The organism is Cupriavidus sp. 01L43 (assembly GCF_056399925.1).
Map to the genome: position 1 here is coordinate 1 of NZ_JBFTSH010000001.1, position 17,615 is coordinate 17,615.

17 protein-coding genes are annotated in these 17,615 nt (G+C 65.5%); 9 read left to right on the plus strand and 8 right to left on the minus strand.

Annotated elements, in window-relative coordinates; all coding sequences use genetic code 11:
* Positions 1-102, minus strand: a 102-nt coding sequence (locus AC1DP9_RS00005; protein WP_477106569.1) for a transposase, incomplete at its 3' end; no start/stop codon positions are given.
* Positions 103-371: 269 nt separating this feature from the next.
* Complete coding sequence (locus tag AC1DP9_RS00010) at positions 372-1,772, minus strand: aminotransferase-like domain-containing protein (RefSeq protein ID WP_477106270.1); 1,401 nt, start codon at positions 1,770-1,772, stop codon at positions 372-374.
* A 102-nt stretch (positions 1,773-1,874) separates the two neighbouring features.
* Here AC1DP9_RS00010 and cyoA point away from each other — a divergent pair, with 102 nt between their 5' ends.
* The 4 genes from cyoA to cyoD are packed head-to-tail and all read left to right on the plus strand — an operon-like array spanning position 1,875 to position 5,873.
* On the plus strand, positions 1,875-2,867 hold the full coding sequence (gene cyoA / locus AC1DP9_RS00015; protein ID WP_477106271.1) for a ubiquinol oxidase subunit II: 993 nt from the start codon (positions 1,875-1,877) through the stop codon (positions 2,865-2,867).
* 5 nt (positions 2,868-2,872) lie between these two features.
* Positions 2,873-4,849 (plus strand): cytochrome o ubiquinol oxidase subunit I, encoded by a 1,977-nt coding sequence (cyoB, locus tag AC1DP9_RS00020; RefSeq protein ID WP_477106272.1) that lies wholly within the window; start codon positions 2,873-2,875, stop codon positions 4,847-4,849.
* Positions 4,850-4,851: 2 nt separating this feature from the next.
* The gene (gene cyoC / locus AC1DP9_RS00025) at positions 4,852-5,517 is read left to right on the plus strand and encodes a cytochrome o ubiquinol oxidase subunit III (RefSeq protein ID WP_092290781.1); all 666 of its coding nucleotides are present in this window, start codon (positions 4,852-4,854) and stop codon (positions 5,515-5,517) included.
* Positions 5,517-5,873, plus strand: a complete 357-nt coding sequence (cyoD, locus tag AC1DP9_RS00030) for a cytochrome o ubiquinol oxidase subunit IV (RefSeq protein WP_441590739.1) — start codon at positions 5,517-5,519, stop codon at positions 5,871-5,873. Before cyoC ends, cyoD begins: the two co-directional genes overlap by 1 nt.
* A gap of 52 nt (positions 5,874-5,925) precedes the next feature.
* On the opposite strand, the gene AC1DP9_RS00035 is transcribed toward cyoD, so the two are convergent.
* The 3 genes from AC1DP9_RS00035 to lptF are packed head-to-tail and all read right to left on the minus strand — an operon-like array spanning position 5,926 to position 8,617.
* Positions 5,926-6,330, minus strand: coding sequence for a sirohydrochlorin chelatase (locus AC1DP9_RS00035; RefSeq protein ID WP_369825672.1), 405 nt, complete (start codon positions 6,328-6,330; stop codon positions 5,926-5,928).
* 5 nt (positions 6,331-6,335) lie between these two features.
* Positions 6,336-7,499 (minus strand): LPS export ABC transporter permease LptG, encoded by a 1,164-nt coding sequence (gene lptG, locus AC1DP9_RS00040; RefSeq protein WP_092290775.1) that lies wholly within the window; start codon positions 7,497-7,499, stop codon positions 6,336-6,338.
* Positions 7,496-8,617: an LPS export ABC transporter permease LptF gene (gene lptF / locus AC1DP9_RS00045; protein ID WP_092290773.1), complete on the minus strand. Its 1,122-nt coding sequence runs from the start codon at positions 8,615-8,617 to the stop codon at positions 7,496-7,498. The genes lptG and lptF overlap by 4 nt, the downstream gene beginning before the upstream one ends.
* Positions 8,618-8,780: 163 nt before the next feature.
* Here lptF and AC1DP9_RS00050 point away from each other — a divergent pair, with 163 nt between their 5' ends.
* The 3 genes from AC1DP9_RS00050 to AC1DP9_RS00060 are packed head-to-tail and all read left to right on the plus strand — an operon-like array spanning position 8,781 to position 11,275.
* Complete coding sequence (locus AC1DP9_RS00050) at positions 8,781-10,310, plus strand: leucyl aminopeptidase (RefSeq protein WP_092290771.1); 1,530 nt, start codon at positions 8,781-8,783, stop codon at positions 10,308-10,310.
* Positions 10,311-10,331: 21 nt separating this feature from the next.
* Entirely contained in the window at positions 10,332-10,769 is a 438-nt protein-coding gene (locus tag AC1DP9_RS00055; protein WP_092290769.1) for a DNA polymerase III subunit chi, read from the plus strand.
* Positions 10,766-11,275: a hypothetical protein gene (locus AC1DP9_RS00060; RefSeq protein WP_477106273.1), complete on the plus strand. Its 510-nt coding sequence runs from the start codon at positions 10,766-10,768 to the stop codon at positions 11,273-11,275. Before AC1DP9_RS00055 ends, AC1DP9_RS00060 begins: the two co-directional genes overlap by 4 nt.
* 66 nt (positions 11,276-11,341) lie before the next feature.
* Here the strand turns inward: AC1DP9_RS00060 and ilvD are convergent, their stop codons facing one another.
* Entirely contained in the window at positions 11,342-13,015 is a 1,674-nt protein-coding gene (gene ilvD / locus AC1DP9_RS00065; protein WP_477106274.1) for a dihydroxy-acid dehydratase, read from the minus strand.
* Positions 13,016-13,179: 164 nt separating this feature from the next.
* Here ilvD and AC1DP9_RS00070 point away from each other — a divergent pair, with 164 nt between their 5' ends.
* Entirely contained in the window at positions 13,180-14,157 is a 978-nt protein-coding gene (locus tag AC1DP9_RS00070; protein ID WP_092290763.1) for a LysR family transcriptional regulator, read from the plus strand.
* Between the two features lie 47 nt (positions 14,158-14,204).
* A complete protein-coding gene (gene lgt, locus AC1DP9_RS00075; RefSeq protein WP_441590758.1) occupies positions 14,205-15,023 on the plus strand; it encodes a prolipoprotein diacylglyceryl transferase in 819 nt (272 codons plus the stop codon).
* Positions 15,024-15,029: 6 nt separating this feature from the next.
* Here the strand turns inward: lgt and AC1DP9_RS00080 are convergent, their stop codons facing one another.
* Together AC1DP9_RS00080 and AC1DP9_RS00085 are read right to left on the minus strand one after the other, a co-directional pair.
* A complete protein-coding gene (locus tag AC1DP9_RS00080) occupies positions 15,030-16,061 on the minus strand; it encodes a M48 family metallopeptidase (protein WP_477106275.1) in 1,032 nt (343 codons plus the stop codon).
* A 20-nt stretch (positions 16,062-16,081) separates the two neighbouring features.
* A complete protein-coding gene (locus tag AC1DP9_RS00085) occupies positions 16,082-17,170 on the minus strand; it encodes a YjgN family protein (RefSeq protein ID WP_477106276.1) in 1,089 nt (362 codons plus the stop codon).
* Between the last annotated feature and the right edge of the window lie 445 nt (positions 17,171-17,615).

Below are 17,615 nucleotides of genomic sequence, written 5' to 3' on the forward strand. Positions count from 1 at the left end.
GCTGTCTATTTCATGGCGTTTGGCGATCTCACCATAGCCTGCCTGACCGTCCAGGTAGCTCTGGATAACTGTCAGCCTGAACTGCTCCGAGTACCGATACATGAAAACACCCCAAAAGTTGGTGTCCAACTTTTGGGGTGCAGTTCACGATGCTCTGGCTTTTTTTGGTTCATCGCCGATCACGAATCCGGTTTGCAAATCCGTACATCGATGCAGAATATACGGATTATCATTGGCTTGAATGCATACAAACGATGTAGTTGTATGGATTGCAGTAGGCTCAGCCATCGAACTGGTTTGTCCGTCAGGCGCTGAGCCAGGCGGACTCACGATCGGCGGTTGGAACGGTTTGAGCGGACTGAGCCGACGTCTCAAATGACCTGAAACGTGTCGCGCACCGGCCTTCGCGCGAGAAGCCCTGACAGCTTCTTGAGCGCAAGCGACAACTGCCCGCGTTCGGCGACCCCACCGAGTGAAATCCGGATGGCACCTGCAACGGACGTGCCGTCCGCAAAAGCGTCGGCGCCGGTCACGCGAAGATCTTCGGAACGCGCGGTCCGGGTGAAGTCTGCCGATGTCCAGTAGCTCGGCAGTGGATGCCAGATATGAATGCCCAAGGCAGGGTTGGCATCGAAGCCCGCCAGCCATTGTCTGGCGATTTGCTGCCGCGCGTCAGCCTCCGTCCGAATGCCGTCAAGGAGCGTCTTCGCGGCACCATCGAGGATCCACTGCGTGGCGAGCGCCGTCGCCAGCGGCGACGCCATCAGCGTGATGGCCCGGAGCGCGGTCAGCATCGCGTTCTGAACGGTCGGATCCTTCACGACCACATACGCGGTCCGCAGCCCCGGGCTCAGACACTTCGAGAGCGTCGAGACATAGGCGGTCTGCTGCGGCGCCAGGGTAGCGATAGGTGGGGGCGCATCAGGTGTGAGCAGCCAGTAGGGGTCGTCTTCGATGATCAGGATGCCCTGCTGCTCCGCGACACGGGCGATGTCTCGGCGTCGTGCCTCGGGCATCGTATGCGTCGTCGGGTTCTGTAGCGTTGGATTGAGGTAGACCAGCCGGACCCCTTCCGTCTGACATGCCGCTTCCAGGCTGTCTGGGCGCATGCCGTCGCCATCGACCGCAATCGTGACGATGCGCCTGCCGAGTTGCGATGCGGCGGCCCGGACCCCGGGATAAATCAAGGGCTCGGCGGCAATCGCGCCGCCTTGTTCCGTGCCAGCCATGATCAGGGCTGCCAACGCCGTTTGCGCACCGGGGCATGCCACGACGTCGTCCTCGGCGACCGAGCCCAGCATCGGCGCTAGCCAACGCGCGCCGGCAGACCGGTCGGTTGTCGTGCCGCCACCCAGGTGGTAGGTCATCAACAGTGCCGGATCCGCGCGCAGGGTGAGTTGCCCAATTCCCCGTCGCAGCATCTCGCCGACATCGATGCCGGGCGCCGGAGGTGGCACGTTCATGCTGAGATCCACGGCCTGGGACAACTCGTAAGCCGGTAGCGCAATGAACGTCCCTTGAGAGCCACGGGCGACGGTAAGACCGCGTCGGGCCGCCTCGTTCAGGCCACGGGTCACTGTCGTCAGGTCGACGCCGAACAGGGACGCGAGCTGTCGCTGCGAGGGCAGGCGGTCGCCCGGGGTAAGACTCCCGCCTTGCATCGCCGTCTCGATCAGGTCGGCGATCTGAAGGTATCGCGATCCGCTTCCTTCTCGAAGTGGCCGGGCCCAGTCGGGCCGGGCGGGTGCCTCGTTCGAGTGTTGATTCGGCATCGAAATCTCTTGTATGGACGTTGTCTTACATTAGCATGCCTCGCGGTTCGGGTAAATCCATACAAAACAGGATAACCCGTTTTTCTTGCGAAGGTGGTTGTTATGCATGTGCGTGTGGCCGATACGCGGGGCGTCCGTCGGCGAAAGTCTCCCCGTTTCCTTTCTCCTGTTCTCTGGCGTTGGCTGACCCTCGCCGCGCTACCGCTAAGCCTGGCCGGTTGTTCGTGGGATCTGCTTGACCCCAGCGGGTCCATCGGCGTGCAAACGCGGGACCTGATCGTGCTGGCCACGGCGTTGATGCTGATGGTGGTGATCCCCGTGATCATCCTTACGCTGGTGTTTGCGTGGCGGTACCGCGAAGGCAATACCAAGGCCGAGTACGCGCCGCGCTGGTCGCATTCGACCCGCATTGAAGTGGTGGTGTGGGGGATTCCGTGCGTGATCGTGGCGCTGCTCGGCATCATCATCTGGGACACCACGCACAAGCTCGACCCGTTCCGCCCGATCGAATCGAAGGTGGCGCCGCTGGAAGTGGACGTGGTGGCGCTCGACTGGAAGTGGCTGTTCATCTATCCGCAATACGGCGTGGCGTCGCTGAACGAGCTACCCGTGCCAGTGGGGACGCCGATCAACTTCCGCATCACGGCCGAATCGACCATGAACGCGCTGTTCATCCCGCGCCTGGGCAGCATGGTCTACGCCATGGCCGGCATGCAGACGAAGCTGCATCTGATTGCCGACAAGCCTGGCGTGTTCGATGGCCGGTCCGCGGCGTATAGCGGCGCCGGTTTCTCGGACATGCATTTCCGCACCGTCGCCACGTCGCGCGCCGAGTTTGATGCGTGGATCGAGCGCGCCCGGGCATCGGGCCACACGCTTGACGAACAGACCTACCGCAAGCTGGAGCAACCCAGCAGCAAGGACCCCGTCACGCTCTACGCCAAGGTCGATCCGCGCCTGTTCCAGGGCGTGGTGGACCAGTACATGGCCAGCAATGGCGACATCTGCCGCGCTGACAGCCCGGTGACCATCAGCGCCATTGCCGGCGCCAACATGCCGCCGCTCCCGGCGCAGCAGCAGACCCTGGAGCGCTAATCATCATGCTTGGAAAACTCTCTCTCGACGCCATCCCCCTGCACGAGCCCATCATCATGGGCACGCTGGTGATGGTGCTGCTGGGCGGCGCCGCGCTGTTGGGCGCCATCACGTACTACGACAAATGGTCCTACCTCTGGAAAGAGTGGATCTGCTCCGTCGACCACAAGCGCATCGGCGTGATGTACATCATCCTGGCGCTGGTCATGCTTCTGCGCGGCTTTGCGGATGCCATCATGATGCGCACCCAGCAGGCCATCGCCGTGGGCGAGGCAACCGGCTACCTGCCTCCGCATCACTACGACCAGATCTTTACCGCGCATGGCGTGATCATGATCTTCTTCGTGGCGACGCCGTTCATCCTCGGCTTGATGAACGTGATCGTGCCGCTGCAACTCGGCGCGCGCGACGTGGCGTTCCCGTTCGTCAACTCGCTGAGTTTCTGGATGTCGGCGATGGGCGCGGTGCTGGTCATGATGTCGATGTTCGTCGGCGATTTCGCGGCCACCGGGTGGGTCGCTTATCCGCCCTTGAGCGGGCTCGGCTACAGCCCCACGGTAGGCGTCGACTACTACATCTGGTCACTGCAGATATCGGGGCTGGGCACCACGCTGACCGGCATCAACTTCATCGTCACGATCCTGCGCATGCGCGCACCGGGCCTGAACCTGATGAAGATGCCGGTGTTCACGTGGACCGCGCTGATCACCAACATCCTGATTGTCGCCATCTTCCCGGTGCTGACCGCCACGCTGGCGCTGCTGGCCGCCGACCGCTACCTGGCCATGCACTTCTTTACCAGCGAGCTTGGCGGCAACGCGATGATGTACGTGAACCTGATCTGGATCTGGGGCCACCCCGAGGTCTACGTGCTGATCCTGCCTTGCTTTGGCGCGTTCTCGGAGATCATCGCCACGTTCTCGCGCAAGCCGCTGTTCGGCTACACGTCGATGGTGTACGCCACATCGTCGATCGGTGTCCTGTCGTTCTTCGTCTGGCTGCACCACTTCTTCACCATGGGCTCGGGCGCCAGCGTCAATGCCTTCTTCGGCATCATGACGTCGATCATCTCGATTCCGACCGGCGTGAAGCTGTTCAACTGGCTGTTCACGATGTACCGCGGACGCATCCGCTTCCATTCGTCGACGCTATGGACGATTGGCTTCATGGTGACGTTTGCCGTGGGCGGCATGACCGGCGTGCTGCTGGCCGTGCCGGGCGCGGACTTCGTGCTGCACAACAGCCTGTTCCTGATTGCCCACTTCCACAACGTGATCATCGGCGGCGTGGTGTTTGGCTGCCTGGCGGCCATGACGTTCTGGTTCCCGAAAGTGTTCGGCTTCACGCTGAACGAGTTCTGGGGCAAGGTCGCGTTCTGGTGCTGGCTGATTGGCTTCTACCTGGCGTTCATGCCGCTGTACGCGCTGGGCCTGCAAGGCATGACGCGCCGCATGAACCACTATGAGAATCCCGATTGGCAGCCCTACCTGATCGTTGCCCTGGTGGGGGCGGTGGTCATCGGCTGCGGCATCCTGGCGATCCTGTGGCAGCTGTTCGTCAGCGTGCGCGACCGGAACAAGAACCGCGACCTGTCCGGCGATCCATGGGACGGCCGGAGCCTGGAGTGGGCTACTGCCTCGCCAGCGCCGTTCTACAACTTCGCGCACGTCCCGCACATCACGTCGCTGGAACAGCATTGGGATGACAAGGAAGCGGGCCGCGCCTACGTGGCGCCTGCCGCGTACGAAGACATCCACATGCCGCGCAACACGTCAGCGGGCTTCATCGTCTCGGTGTTCGGGCTGGTGCTCTGCTTTGGCCTGGTCTGGCACATCTGGTGGATGGCGGGCTTTGGCCTGGCCGCGATGATCTGCACGTTCATCGCCCGCGCCTATGACCGCGATGTGGACTACTACGTCCCGGCCGCCGAAGTGGAGCGCATCGAGCGCGCCCGCTTTGCGCAACTGAAGGGGGCCAACTGATCATGACGACGACCTTGAAACTGCGCGCAGACGCCGCGCAGGCACCGCACCACGAGACCCACGCCGCGCATGCGCACGATGACGATCACGCGCATCACGCCGAACAGGCGCAAGGCAGCCTAACGCTTGGCTTCTGGCTGTACCTGATGAGCGACTGCCTGATCTTCGCCTCGCTGTTCGCGACATTTGGCGTGCTCGTCAACGGCACGGCCGGCGGCCCGACCGGACGCGAACTGTTCGATCTGCGCTTCGTGCTCGGCGAAACGGTGCTGCTGCTGACCAGCAGCCTCACCTTCGGCGTGGCGATGCAGAAGGTACGGAACGGCAAGGGCAACCCCAACGAAGTCATCCGCTGGATGGTGCTGACGTTCGCGCTCGGTGCCGCCTTCGTCTGCATGGAGATCTTCGAGTTTCACGAACTGCTGCACGAGGGCGCAGGCCCGAACCGCAGCGCCTATCTGTCGGCGTTCTTCATGCTCGTGGGTACGCACGGCCTGCACGTCAGCGCCGGGCTGCTCTGGATCATCGTGATGGTCAACCAGGTGCAGGTGTTCGGTCTCGATGACATCGTGCGTCGTCGCCTGGCCTGCCTGAGCCTGTTCTGGCACTTCCTGGACCTGGTCTGGATCGGCGTTTTCACCATCGTCTACTTGCGGGAGTTCCTGTGATGGCCAACCAACGACATGCGCATGAGGATGACCATGGCAGCCTGCGCAGCCACCTGACCGGCTACGTGCTCTCGCTGGTGCTGACGTTCATCTCGTTCGGTGCGGTGATGGGCGAGCTGTTGCCGCCGCGCGCGGGGCTGCTGATGATCGTGACGCTGTGTATCGTCCAGTTGCTGGTGCAGCTGGTGTTCTTCCTGCACCTGGGCCCGCGCAAGGGCCAGCGGGGCAACACGGCCATCTTTGCGTGTACCGTGTTCCTGATCGCCATTGTCGTATCGGGGTCGTTGTGGGTCATGCACAACGCCAACCTGAACATGATGCCGATGCAGTCGGTGCCTGTTGGCGGCAGCCGATAGATTGCAGGCAATTGGCACGTCCATCGGTGAGGCTGATGGACGTGTCTTCAGATCATTCCCCTATCGGCGATTGCCGCGATGGTGTTGTTGCCACCGCCCCCACGCAGTACGCCGCAATCGCGTCCAGCACGCTTTCGGCCTCGCCCACCGCCGTGGCGCAGCCAATCCGCATCGCCGGAAATTGCGCCCGGCATTGGTCGATCAGCGCCGGCAGGTCGCGGCGGATGTGGCCGCCCTGGCCGAAGAACACCGGTACGACAGTGACTTCCGCCACGCCAACGCCGGCCAGTTCGGCCAGCGCCACGGGCAGCGACGGTTCCATCAGTTCGAGGAAGGCCAGCCGCACGGCGGTGTCCGGCAGCAGGGCAGACAGCTTGGCCTGCAGCCGGTCGAAGGGCTCGCGCCAGCGCGCGTCGCGCGCGCCGTGGGCGAAGAGGACCAGGCCGGTGGTGGCCATGGCCGTCAATGCCGGTCCACCCAGCGCAGGGCGCTCAGCGCCAGGGCCAGGTAGAGCGTGCCGGGGACGAGCGCCGAGACAATCGGCGGCCAGGTGTGCAGCAGGCCGACGTGCGAGAACAGCGTGTTCGACAAGTGGAACGACAGCCCCAGCATGATGCCGCCGAACACCTTCACGCCCACCGCGCCGGCGCGCGCGTGCAGGTACGCGAACGGCAGCGCCAGCGCCACCATCACGAACAGCGTCAGCGGATAGACCACCTTCTTCCAGAAGGCGATTTCATAGCGCTGCGTGTCCTGCTTGTTGTCGCGCAGGTGGCGGATGTAGCGGAACAGGTCGAGCGTGGACATCCGCTCCGGGGTGACCAGCAGCACCGACAGGATCTGCGGCGTCAGCTCCGAGTGCATCACCATGTTCGGGAACTTGGCCTGCTCGGCGCGGAAGTCCGGCGCCAGGGCGTCGCCCTTGGCGCCGTCGGGGTGGGGCAGCTCGATGAAACGGGTTTCGTTGACGTCATTGAGCTGCCACGCCTGACCGCCCTGGTAGCGGCCTTCCTTGGCCACGCGGATCACGCGCAGGCGGTATTGCTGGTCGAATTCGTAGATGGTGATGCCGTTRATGGTCTGGTCCGGCTTCAGCCCCTGCACATTGACGAAGCGGGTGACCTCGCCGCCGGCGCCCTCGGGTGTGGTGTCCTTGTCGCGATCCTTGACCCAGACCCCGGAGCGGAAGCCCGCCGACACCGTGGCGCCAATCGCCTCCAGCTTCACCTTCTGGGCGTATTGCTCAGCCGCCGGGCCGATGAATTCGCCGAAGATGAAGGTGACGACGGCCAGCGGCACGGCCAGCTTGAACAGCGAGAACAACGCCTGCCGCGTGTTCAGGCCGGCCACGCGGAAGATCGTGTATTCCGATTGGCTGGCCAGTTGCGAGAAGACGTAGATCGCGCTGATCAGCACCGCGATCGGCAGCACCTCGTACACCCGGGTGGGCGCTTCCAGCATGACGTGGAAGAACGCCACCAGCGAGGTGTAGCCGCCTTGCACGCTCTCCAGCTCATTGAGCAAGTCGAAGAAGACGAACAGCGACAGCACCGCGAACAGGATGAACGCGAACACGCCATAGATCAGGCGGCCGAAATACCGCTCGTAGACCTGGAGGATCCTCATGCCTGGCTCCCCTTGGGCGCCTTGCGGCGCATGCCGAACACGGCGCGCCAGCCGCCCAGGCTGCGGTTCTGCCGGTATCGGAACATGCCCACGGCGCCCAGGAAGGCCAGCACGTGGATCGGCCAGAGCGCCATCCAGAAGGAAAGCGTCCCGGAGCGCACCCAGGCCTGCGCCAGGTTGATCATGTTGCTGTAGGTCAGGTAGATCAGCACGGCGAAGACGAGCGGCGTATAGCGGCCCAGGCGCGGGTTCACGTACGCGAGCGGAATGGCGATCATCACGAAATTGAAGGCGAGGATCGGCAGCGAGACACGCCAGAGCAGTTCGCCCAGGTTCTCACGGGTGGGATTGCGGATCAGGTCGATCGTGTCGCGGGACTTGGGCGGGATGTCGCTCTCGCTCTCGGGTGGCTTGTTGTCCACCTTGACGGCATAGCGGTCGAATTCCAGGATGCGGTAGTCGAGCTGGCCCGGCGTGCCGGCGTAGCGCCGGCCGTGTTCCATCACCACCAGGCGGTCGCCGTTCGGCATGGTCTGGAACTGGCCCTGGTGGGACAACGCCACGCCGATCTTGCCCGCCTCGGCATTGGCCACGAAGACGTTGCGCGCGTACTTCATGTCCGCGTCGATGCCCTCGATGAACAGCACGTAATTGCCGTTGGCCGGCTCGATGAAGCGGCCCGAGGCGATCATCGACAGCACGCCGCGCTGCTGGAAGCGGTCGCGGAACAGGCTGCTCTGCTGGTTGGCCCACGGCCACGCGAACATGCCCAGCAGCAACGCCATGACGAAGAACGGCGCGGCGAACTGGAGCACCGGCTTGATCAGGTCGCGCAGGGAGATGCCGGCCGAGAACCACACCACCATCTCGGAGTCCTTGTACCAGCGGGTCAGGACGATCAGCGTGGAGATGAACAGCGTGGCCGACAGCAGGATCGACAAATAGCCGATGGTGGCCAGGCCGATCAGCATCAGCACGTCGTTGGGGCTGGCCTTGCCATTGGCGGCCATCCCCAGGATGCGGATCACGAGCGACGTGAGCATGAAAGTCAGCATCACCAGGAACACCGCGCCGGCGGTGTAGGCGAGCTCGCGTCGCAGGGCTTGTTGAAAGATCATGCGGAATCGCTTCCGGCTGCCGGCCGGAGCGGGCGATGTACCGGGGGCCGAGGGACTGGCAGGACCGCGGGCTGTCAGCGTGGCGGATCGGCGGCGGCAGATCGCGGATGAAAATCGCGGATAATGGGGCCTTTCTTTTCGACGAGCCCCTGAAGGAAGCGCGATGGAATTTAGCACAAAAGCCCTGGATTGGAGCAAAGCCGGCCAAAATGGTTTCCTGGCCACGAAGACCGACTGCCTGGTGGTTGGCCTGTTCGAGGGCCAGAGCCTGGCTGGTGTGGCCAAGGCACTGGATGTCGCCACCAAGGGGCTGGTGGCGCGTCTGGTGAAGCAGGGCGACTTCGAGGGCAAGCGCGGCACCCAGCTGATGCTGCACGAAGTGGCCGGGATTGGCGCCGCCCGCGTACTGCTGGTGGGCCTGGGCAAGGAAGCCGAGTTCTCGGACAAGGCTTTCGTGGAGGCCGTGCGCACCGCCGTGCGTGCGCTGTCCGGCACGCGGGCCGCATCCGCCCTCTGGTGCCTGGCCCAGCAGCCGCCGGCCCAGCGCGACGTGGCCTGGGCCGTGATCACCACCATCACCCTGGTGCGTGACGCCGGCTACCGCCTGCTGGAGCGCCATCCGGAACTCAAGCGCCCGCCCAAGGGCGTGGGCACGGACAAGTCGTCGCTGCGCAAGATCGTGCTGGCCGTGGATGCCGCCGACGCCAAGCAGGCCACCCAGGCCGTGGTGCGCGGTACCGCCATCGCCAACGGCATGGAGCTGACCCGCGACCTCGGCAACCTGCCGTCCAACATCTGCACCCCGACCTACCTGGCCAATACCGCCCGGGCCATGGCCAAGCGCCACAAGCTCAAGGCCGAGATCCTGGGCCGCAAGCAGATCGAGGCCCTGAACATGGGCGCCTTCCTGGCCGTGACCAAGGGCAGCGTCGAGCCGCCGCAGTTCATCGTGCTGCGCTACGACGGCGCCGCCGCCAAGCAGGCCCCGGTGGTGCTGGTCGGCAAGGGCATCACCTTCGATACCGGCGGCATCTCGCTGAAGCCGGGCGAGGGCATGGATGAGATGAAGTACGACATGTGCGGCGCCGCCTCGGTGCTCGGCACGATCCAGGCCGTGGCCGAAATGGGCCTGAAAATCAACGTCGTGGCCGTGGTCCCGACCTGCGAGAACATGCCCAGCGGCATCGCCACCAAGCCGGGCGACGTGGTGACGAGCATGTCCGGCCAGACCATCGAGATCCTGAATACGGACGCCGAAGGCCGCCTGATCCTGTGCGATGCGCTGACCTATGTGGAACGCTTCAAGCCCGCCGCCGTGGTGGACGTGGCCACGCTGACCGGCGCCTGCATCATCGCGCTCGGCCACGTGAACAGCGGCCTCTTCGCGCGCAACGACCTGCTGGCCGACCAGCTGCTGGACGCCGGCCGCAAGGCCATGGACACCGCCTGGCGCATGCCGCTGGACGATGACTACCAGGACCAGCTCAAGTCGAATTTCGCGGACATGGCCAATATCGGCGGCCGCCCGGCGGGCAGCGTCACGGCGGCTTGCTTCCTGGCGCGCTACACGGAAAAGTACGACTGGGCCCACCTGGACATCGCCGGCACGGCCTGGAAGAGCGGGGCGGCCAAGGGCGCCACCGGTCGTCCGGTACCGCTGCTGACGCAGTTCCTGATGGATCGCGCGTCGTAATCGACGGAAAAGGTAGCCGGGATGACGCGCATCGACTTCCACAGCAACGTGCCGGACACGCTGGCCTACGTCTGCCGCCTGGTTCGCAAGGCGTACGGGGCGGGCCAGAAGGTGGTGGTATACGGCACGGCGCAGCAGCTGACGCAGCTCGATGCGCGGCTGTGGACGTTCTCGCCGCTCGACTTCCTGCCGCATTGCGGGCTGGACAGCCCCAACGCGGCGGTGACGCCGATCATCCTGGCCGCCACGCTCGAGGGCGTGCCGCACCACCAGATCCTCGTCAACCTGTCGCCCGAGGCGCCGGCGCAGTTCGCCAGCTTCGAGCGGCTGATCGAGGTCGTGGGGGCCGGCGAGGCCGAACGTGCCGCCGGGCGCGACCGTTACCGTTTCTATCGTGAGCGCGGCTATCCGCTCACGCACCACGACATTGGCCAGTCCGCCAAGGGAGAATCCGCATGAGTGAACGTACCATCTCGCGGGTGATTCCGCGGCTGGGCCCGAACGACAGCGTGCCGTTGCTGACCGAGGTCGTGGACCTGCCCGACCTGCCGGAGACCGCCTTCGCGCCGCCGCCGGGGCATGCCTCCATGTCGACCAACACGCCCGCCAGCACGGTCATCGACACGGCAAACATGCCTGAGTCAGGGCTGGTGTCGTCAGTCGGAGATACCGAGGGTGGGGTGGAGGACGATCCGGAAGCGCCGATGATCGACCCGGTGCCCTTTCTGCCGGGTGAGGATGACCTGCGCGCGGTGCGCTCGGAACTGCTGACGCGCGTGATGATGCGTTTCCGCACCGAGTGGCCGCAGGTGGTGGAAGCCCATACCGAAGCCACGCTGCAATCGCGGCTGGCGCCGCTGACCGCGCAACTGGCCAGCGAGCTGACGCAGGCGCTGGAGGCGAGGCTGGTGGAATGGCTGGATGCGACGCTCGAGGAGATCGAGCGCGATCCGGGCGGGATGTAGCAGAGAAAGCAGAGAGTTTTCCCCTCTCCCGCAGGCGGAAGAGGGGAGACGGGGACCCAGGCAGGGTCAGTCCGTCACGGCGCCCTTGCTGGCCGTCGAGGCCAGTTTCGAGAACTTCGCCAGCACGCCACGCGTGTAGCGCGGCGCCGGCTGCTGCCACGTGGCGCGGCGCTTGGCCAGTTCCTCATCGGACACGTTCAGCTCCAGCTTCAGCTGGTGCGCGTCGATCGTGATCGAATCGCCTTCCTTCACCAGTGCGATGGTGCCGCCCACGAACGCCTCGGGCGCCACGTGACCGACCACCATGCCCCAGGTACCGCCCGAGAACCGGCCGTCGGTGATGAAGCCCACCGATTCGCCCAGCCCCTTGCCGATGATGGCAGAGGTCGGCGCCAGCATTTCCGGCATGCCCGGGCCGCCCTTCGGGCCCAGGTAGCGCAGCACGAGGATGTCGCCGGCGTTGATCTTGTCGGCCAGGATGGCGTCCATCGCGCTTTGCTCGTCCTCGAACACGCGCGCCGGGCCGGTGATGACCGGGTTCTTCAGGCCGGTGATCTTGGCGACCGCGCCTTCTTCGGCCAGATTCCCCTTCAGGATGGCCAGGTGGCCCTGCGCGTACAGCGCCTTGTCGAGCGGCAGGATCACGTCCTGGTCCGCACGCGGCTGGTCGGGCACGCCTTCCAGTTCCTCGGCCAGCGTGCGGCCGGTGATGGTCAGGCAGTCGCCATGCAGCAGGCCGGCGTTCAGCAGCAGCTTCATCACCTGCGGAATGCCGCCCGCGCGGTGCAGGTCGGTGGCCACGTACTGGCCCGACGGCTTTAGGTTGCAGATCACCGGCACGCGGCGGCGGATGCGCTCGAAGTCGTCGATGGTCCACTCCACCTCGGCCGAGTGCGCGATGGCCAGGTAGTGCAGCACCGCGTTGGTCGAGCCGCCCGTGGCCATGATCAGCGTCACGGCGTTCTCGATCGACTTGCGCGTGATGATGTCGCGCGGCTTGATGTCCTTCTTGATCGCCTCGACCAGCACGCGCGCCGATTCCGCGGCGCTGTCGACCTTTTCCTGGTCCGGGTTGGCCATCGTCGACGAGTACAGCAGGGACATGCCCAGCGCCTCGAACGACGAGCTCATGGTGTTGGCCGTGTACATGCCGCCGCAGGAGCCGGTGGACGGGCAGGCGTTCTTTTCCACGCCCTCGAAGTCTTCCTGGCTCATGCGGCCGGCGGTGAACTCGCCCACGGCTTCGAACGACGACACGATGGTCAGGTCCTTGCCCTTCCAGTTGCCCGGCTTGATGGTGCCGCCGTAGACGTAGATGCCCGGCACGTTGGTGCGCGCCAGCGCGATCATGCCGCCCGGCATGTTCTTGTCGCAACCGCCGATCACGACCACGCCGTCCATCCACTGGCCCTGGGCTGCGGTCTCGATGCAGTCAGCGATCACTTCGCGCGAGATCAGCGAGTACTTCATGCCCTCGGTGCCCATCGACATGCCGTCCGAGATGGTCGGCGTGCCGAAGATCTGCGGGTTGGCGTCGGACGCCTTGATGGCGTCCACGGCCGCATCGGCCAGGCGCTGCAGGCCGGCGTTGCAGGGGGTGATGGTCGAGTGGCCATTGGCGATGCCCACCATCGGCTTGTCGAAGTCTTCCTTCTGGTAGCCGAGCGCGTAGTACATCGAACGATTGGGGGAGCGCGCCACGCCTTGCGTGATGTGCTTCGAGCGTTTGTTGAATGCCATGGTGGGGGTCTCTCCGGGGAGTTTGCGGCGGGCTCGGACGTGGTCGATGCCACGGCCTGCCGGTTTGTGGCCTGAAGGATGCCGCCTGCGTAGTATCATGTCAAATATATTATTTGACATGTATTGAGTCGAAAAACCTATCACAGCGACGAACGGGAGCGTGCGTGGACCTGCGGCAACTGCGGTACTTCGTGACAGTGGCGGAAGAGCTACATTTCGGCCGCGCGGCACGGCGGCTGGCCATGACCCAGCCGCCGCTCTCGCAGCAGATCCAGTCGCTGGAGGAGGAGATCGGCGTGCAGCTGTTCGCGCGCACGCGCCGGTCCGTGATGCTGACGCCCACCGGCCAGCAGTGGCTGCCCGAGGTGCGCCGCGTGCTGGCCGATGCCGCCGCGCTGCCCGGGCTGGCCCAGCGGCTGGCGCGGGGCGAGGTGGGCTCGCTGGCGCTGGCCTTCGTCAGCACGGCCGACTACGGCATCCTGCCCGAGCTGCTGCGGCATTTCCGCGCACGGCACCCCGAGGTGCAACTGCAACTGCGCGAAGCGACGAGCGATGTCCAGCTGGAGGCGCTGGCCGAGGGCGCGATCGACGCGGGTCTCGTCATCCGTCCGCAACTGGCCGTGATGCCGCACGGGCTCTCGTACCTGCCGCTGGTGCGCGAGCCGCTGGTGCTGGCCGTGCCCGATGGCTGGCGGCCCGCCAGCCTCGCCGCCGATGCCCCCGCGCCGACCGAGATCGCCCTGCGCGACGCCGCGCACGAGCCGCTGATCATCTTCCCGCGTCGTAGCGCGCCGGCGTTTTATGACATCATTACGGGCTACTATGCGCGGGACGGCCTGACGCCGGCGATTGCCCAGGAGGCCATCCAGATGCAGACCATCGTGAGCCTGGTGTCAGCTGGCATGGGCGTGGCGCTGGTGCCTGCATCGCTATGCAACCTGCGGCGTACGGGCGTGTCCTACCTGACGCTGCGCGATGCCGGCCCGCTGATCGAGACCGGCCTGGTCTGGCGCGAAGGCGCCGCCGGGCCTTCGGCCGGGCAATCGGGGATGGCGCCGGTGCTGCGGTCGTTCATCGACATCGCGGCCGGGCTGGCCACCGCCATCGGCCTGTCGCAGGACGATGGTATCAAGGCAGCATGACCCCGACGGCATCACCCCAGACACTATATAAATACCTCTCCTCCGCCATGCTCGTTCATCCGCAATTCGACCCGGTCGCGCTTCACCTGGGCCCGCTGGCCATCCGCTGGTACGGTCTGATGTACCTGGCCGGCTTCATCATGTTCCTGTGGTTCGGCCGCCTGCGCGTGCGCCAGCCGCACATCGCCGCGCGCGGCTGGGCCACGCGCGACCTCGACGACATGCTGTTCTACGGCGTGCTCGGCGTGATCCTGGGCGGGCGGCTGGGCTACGTGCTGTTCTACAAGCCGACCTACTACCTCACGCATCCACTCGAGATCTTCAAGGTCTGGGAGGGCGGCATGGCGTTCCACGGCGGCTTCCTCGGCGTGCTCGTGGCGATGTGGGTGTTCGGCAAGGTGCGGCGCCGGCACTGGCTGGAAGTGACCGACTTCATCGCGCCGATGATCCCGTGCGGGCTGGCTGCCGGCCGCATCGGCAACTTCATCAACGGCGAACTGTGGGGCCGTCCGACCGACCTGCCGTGGGGGATGATCTTCCCGCAGGCTGGCGACAACATCCCGCGCCACCCGTCGCAGCTGTACCAGTTCGCGCTGGAAGGCGTGGCGCTGTTCCTCATCCTGTGGCTGTTCTCGCGCAAGCCGCGCCCGATGGGGGCGGTGTCCGGCGCGTTCCTGATCGGCTACGGCGGCTTCCGCTTCGTGGCCGAGTTCGCGCGCGAGCCGGACACCTTCCTCGGCCTGTTGGCGCTGAATTTCTCGATGGGCCAGTGGCTGAGCCTGCCGATGGTGCTGGCCGGCGTGCTGATGATGGTCTGGGCCTATCGCCGCCAGGGCAACGGCGCCGCGGCGGGCGCGGCGCGCTGATCGCCGTCAGTTCCCGGCGGCCCGGATGGCCTCGATCCGCTCGCGCGTGAGCGGGTGGGTCGAGAAGAAGCTGGCATCGTCCTCGGACTTGTCCGAAGATTTGTTCGACGACTTGCCGCCATGGGCGCCTTCCAGCTTGCCCAGCACATCGGCAAGGGCGGAGACCGGCAAGCGGTTCCGCCGCATCACCTCTACCGCGTAGGCGTCCGCCTCGCGCTCATGGTCACGGGAATAGCGCATGGTCAGCATCGCGGCCGGCACCGTGGCGAGCACCGTCGAAAAATCCCCGAAGAAGTACGCCGCCAGCGCGCCGACGGCCGATGCCTGGATCACCTGCTGCAGCCCGTGGCGCTGCGCCACGTGGCCGGCCTCGTGCGCCAGCACGCCCATCATGCCGGCACCGGTGCCGATCAGGGCCACCAGTTCGTCCGTGACCACGATGGTGCCGCCCGGCAGCGCCAGCGCGTTCGCGCCGAGCCGGTCGCCGTGGCGGAACAGCAGTTGGTAGGCGTGGTCGGGATCGTCGGGGCGACGTAGCGCGGCAAAGTTGTCGCGAATCCGCTGCTGGTCGGCGGCGGCCAGCTTGCTTGGCGTCACGAGGCCGTGGTCGAGGCTGTCGAGCGTGGCCTGGCCCAGTTGCGCCTCGATGGACGCCGGCACGGTCGACGCCAGCAGCCCGGCGCTCCACGGCAGCAGGTAGAAATAGGCGCCCAGCACGACGGCCAGCATCCCCAGCAGGGCGAGGCCCGTAAGCCGCCAGCTGTTCTGCGCGCGCGACACCCAGCCCTCGCGGTGGCCGGTGCTGGCCAGCATGGCCTCGAACGTGGCGTGGTCAGCCACCTCGCAGTACGCGCCGTCATCGAAGGTCACCAGGCGCGGCGCCCGCTTGTTGCGCTCGGACACCCGCAGCGAGGCCAGCGGCGCACGGCGCACCTCCACGCCCTCGGCATCGTGCAGGATGGCCTGCCCGCCCTGCACGATCAGCACGACGGGATGGGCGCGCGACGAGCGCGTGTCGAAATACCGGGCCGCTACCATGGCGATGCTCCGCGCCGCGCTCAGAGCGCGATGTCGATGTCGTACCAGTCCACGGTGGCGTCGCCCAGCGCGCTGACCTGCTCGGCTTCGCCGGCCACGAAGGCGTCCAGCGGACCGGCGGCGAACATCGTCACCGATTCCACGCGGTAGCGGGTGGAGCGGACTTTCGCGAACGGCAGGAACAGGCCGCAGGTGAGGGCGATGGCGATCCAGTTGGTAATCGTGATGAAGATCATGCGGCCCGCGCCCACGCGGCTCTCGAAGCGGTGCGGGGCCAGCGTGGTGTGGCTCCAGACCAGGTTCTGGAGCTTGGCCGTGAAGTAGGGGCCGGTCAGCATGATGCCGAAGTAGGTGAACGCGACCGTCCCACCGAGCACGATGGCCACGCCGCCCTTGGTATCGGCCCCGGCCGGGATGGCGATGGCGCTGAGCACGGCGCCGACGATCATGAACAGCGCCGTCACCATGCCGGTACGCAGGTACACGCCATAGAAGTCACCAGACGTGGCATCGAACGCGAACGGTGCCGTGCCGAACCGCGTGTGGTTGTGCTGGTACTGCTTGAAGCGCTGGTGCGCCAGCGGCGCCAGCAGGCCGAGCGTCAGCGTCGACAGGATCGGCCACAGCAGGAACACCTTGTAGGCTTCCTTGTCGCCGCCGGTGAAGGCAAAGCGCAGTCCGCGATAGCTCGAATTCGCCATGCGGAAGCGCAGCGAGCGCACCAGCAGGTACGGCCACACGGCGGCAAAGACCACCGCGAACACCAGCGGCAGCACCGGGCTCACCACGCCGCTGAACTGGACCACCATGGCCAGCACCAGCACGATGGCGCGGCCCTTGAGGATGGCGCCCGGTTTGCCGTGATAGTCGAACGCGGCGTCATCGAGCCGTGTGTTGCGATAGAAATACTGGAGCGTGCGGACCTTGGCCCACGCGGAGTAGATGCCGAGCGTGACCACCGTGAGCAGCGCGTTGACGATCCAGATACGGAAGTATTCCGAGCCCGATCCGGTGAACGAGAGCTGAAGCGGTGCCGGCGGCGGGGGCGTATGCCCAAAATCCGGTGATCCGGCACCGATGAAGTGCTCGCCCTTGTGATCCCATGCCATGTTTTGACCTCCCTGGTCGTCGGGGCGTCGTGGGTCGGCATTCTGGCGCCAACCGCCCTCGTTTCATATTTGCAACCGATTTGCCCGGGCCTTTCGTGCGCCGGGCGACACATTGTGGCACTGCGCTGACGGCTGTCCATCACAAAACGCCGGAATAGACGTGTCAGAGAGTGTTGGCGCGTCGAGGTCAGTCGTAACGACGGAGAAACATCCTGTTACATGCTCCATGAAATGTAACAAGTCGTCAATCGTCCACCTCAATAAAATCAATGACTTAACTCGGATGGCACGGTATTCGCTTTATGACTTGTTACAAAAAGACGGGTGGCATGGCGAAGCTGCCCGCGGCGATGGACCGAGGGAGGACATCGACCGGGATGACGCCACGCAGCAGAAAAGCAACGGGAAAGTCCGCGTCCAACGGGACGCTTCAGCGGGGGCAGGC